The sequence below is a fragment of the Mycobacterium sp. TH-M15 genome, from assembly GCF_057473705.1.
Genome location: NZ_JBYCLB010000031.1, coordinates 1 through 2770 on the forward strand (window position 1 = coordinate 1; position 2770 = coordinate 2770).

Annotated in this window: 2 protein-coding genes and 2 pseudogenes; all 4 read right to left on the bottom strand. The window is 70.0% G+C overall.

The features are described from left to right. Positions 1 to 84: pseudogene (locus tag AC2VNT_RS00810) on the bottom strand (WXG100 family type VII secretion target); the annotation flags it as partial. Between the two features lie 125 nt (positions 85 to 209). Further along, on the bottom strand, positions 210 to 1394 hold the full coding sequence (locus AC2VNT_RS00815) for a PPE family protein (protein WP_486945052.1): 1185 nt from the start codon (positions 1392 to 1394) through the stop codon (positions 210 to 212). Between the two features lie 10 nt (positions 1395 to 1404). Then, positions 1405 to 1704, bottom strand: coding sequence for a PE family protein (locus AC2VNT_RS00820; RefSeq protein WP_486945053.1), 300 nt, complete (start codon positions 1702 to 1704; stop codon positions 1405 to 1407). A gap of 354 nt (positions 1705 to 2058) precedes the next feature. Beyond that, positions 2059 to 2770 (bottom strand): annotated as a pseudogene (locus AC2VNT_RS00825) (type VII secretion protein EccC); the annotation flags it as partial.

Genomic DNA, 2770 nt, shown 5'->3' on the forward strand with positions numbered 1-2770 from the left:
ATCCTCGACGGTCTGGGCATGCACATCGAACCGGCCCGCCATCGCCCGCATCGCATCCGGATCGGTCATAAAACGTGAAGGCATAACTGTCTCCTTATCTGAAATTCAATCGACTCTGGTTGTTCTCACCCGTCGCCGGTCAATACCTGCAGGCTACGCCGTTGCGTACCGGCAGACCGGCCCGAAACACATGACTGGCCCCCCTTCCATTACCCGGCAGCCGGCGACATCGGGATCACGCTCGGACGAAGATCGAATCGGGGCATGGCACCGAACTGGCCGCTGCCGCTGCCGGCGGCGGCGCGCGCGGCATTGGCCAGCATCGGCACCCCGTTCAGTATGCCCGCCGGGTTCGTTCCGGAGACCGGGCGCACGCCGCGGACCAGCGAAGCCATCGGGCTGGCCGCGGGGGCCGCCGCCGCCCAGGCTTGCGGCACCGACAGCGCGCCGATCGTGCCGGACTGGCCGACCCCGGCGCTGACGCTGCTGGCCAGGCTGCCCAGCCCGCCGAAGCCGGTGGCTCCGGCACCCAGCGCCGGTGCCAGCGAACTGGCACCCGCTGCGGCGGCCGCCGCGGGGGCGACGCTGGTGAACGCTTTCCCGAGGGACTGCAGCGAATTGGCCAGTGAGAACAGGTAGCTGCCGTTCTGCGGGGCCAACGTCGCCCAGCCGAGCGCGTCCTTTACGCTCATCAGCCCCAGCATCGAGCCCAGCGTGTTTCCTTCGCTCGCCGCGGCCGATCCCGAACCCGATCCCGGAAGAATCTGCGAGACCACCTGCCCGAGCGTGTGCTGCACCTGGGTGCCGACGTCGTTGGCGTTGGTCTGACGGGCCGCCGCGTCGCGTGCCAGGTCGCCACCCGGGTCGGTGATCGACGGTGCGGGGGTGTGCTCGGTCAGCACCGAGGCGTTCGTCGACGCGACCGAGTAGGCATCCATCACGGTGGCGTCCTGCACCCAGTACTCGAAGTACTCCGCCCAGTTCGCCGCGATCGCCGGCGTGTTCTGGCCGAGCATGTTCGTCGCGATCAAGGTGGCCAGGTTGGCGCGGTTGGCGGCGACCACTCCGGGGTGCACGACGCCGGCGTGCGCGGTCTCGTACGCGACCACCGCCGCGCGCATCTGGGCGGCGGCCTCTTCCACCTTTGCGGCGGTGCTGCTCATCCAGGTCGCGTACGGCGTCGCCGCCGCCGCCATCGCCATCGACGCCGGCCCGAGCCAGCCCTCGCTGCTCAGGCCGGCGACCACCGCGTGGTAGCCGGCGGCGGACGAGTGCAGCTCGGCGGCGAGGCCGTCGGAGGCCGTGGCCGCCGCCAGCAGCGGCGCGGCGCCGGCACCGGCATACATCCGCCCGGAGTTGATCTCCGGGGGCAGGAACCCGTGTAGACCGAGCATCGTCGCCCGCCTAGCCCGCCGCCACCGCGTTGGCGGCCTCGGTGGCCGCATACGAGCCGGCGCTGCTGTTCAGCGTGGCCACGAACATCTGATGGATCGCCTCCGCCTGGGCGCTGATCTGCTGGTACATGGTGGCGTGCGCGGCGAACTGCGCCGCGGTCAGCGCCGAGACCTCGTCGGCGGCAGCCGGTACCACTCCGGTGGTCGGCGCGGCCGCGGCCGCGTTCTGGGCGCTCAGCGCCGATCCGATCCCACTCAGGTTGGCGGCCGCGGCGGCCAACGCCTCCGGTTGCGCGGTCACGAACGACATTGAAAGTCCTCCTCTGATATCCCTCAGCAATCGCTCTGTGACCGAGCGTAAATGCCCGGAACCGCCGATGCCCCCTCGGATACCAACTGTTCACCGGCCGACAACAACTGTTCACCTGGGGCAACAGTCCGGTAACCCGCTTGTCCGGGAAGCCCAGCTGAACCGAGCGCCACCTGGGTAAACACAGAAATGTCATTTTCCCCGCCGGACCACCGCCCAACGGTACCGGCGACGCTGCTGCGTGCCCTAGACGGATAAAAATCTGGTCGCCGATAATGCCACCGAACGCCGGGCAGCTGAGCCCGCCAGCAACCATCGTCACACCGTTACCGGCGCCACACCGCGCCGACCCGGTCAGCGGCTGGCGCTGGCAGCCCGCTCCCGCGACCGACGCAGCTCGGTGGCGGCCACCTGGACGAAGATGCCGGTGTCCTCGGCCATCAGCAGCCCGCGACCCCGGGGCAGCGGCCCGCCCTTCATCTTGCCGCGGATGAAGCCCTCGTCCGGGTCGGCATCCATCACCAGCAGCGGCGCGTTGGCTTGGTGCAGCGGCCGCAGCAGCGGGTCGCTGCCGGCCGAGGACCAGCCGCCGAAGCTGCGCGCGGCGATGACGTGCAGTCCCACGTCCGCGGCCCGGGTAACCCACGGCGCGGCCTTCTGGAACGGCGAATCGAAGCCGGGCGGAAACTGGTGGATGTCGTCGATGATCAAGAAGATCTCCGGCCCGCTCCACCAGGCGTGCGACAACAGCTCCTCGGCCGACAGGCCGGGCGGCGGCTCCCGGCCGGCCAGGGTGGCGGACAGCTCGTTCGCCAGCGCGACCGCGCCGTCCAGGTTGTAGGCGAACTTCTGCACGTAGTCCGGGCCCAGCGTGGTCAGCAACTGGCGTCGCGGGTCGATGAGCCAGACCTGTGCCGAGCGCGCCGCGGTCTGCGGCGCGGTGCTGGCGCCGGGGGCGTACAGCCGCTCGATCTCACTCATGATGGTGGCCAGCGTGGTGGTCTTGCCGCATTCCCGCCGGCCGGTCACCATCAGATGCGCGTTCTCGGCGAAGTTGAGATACACC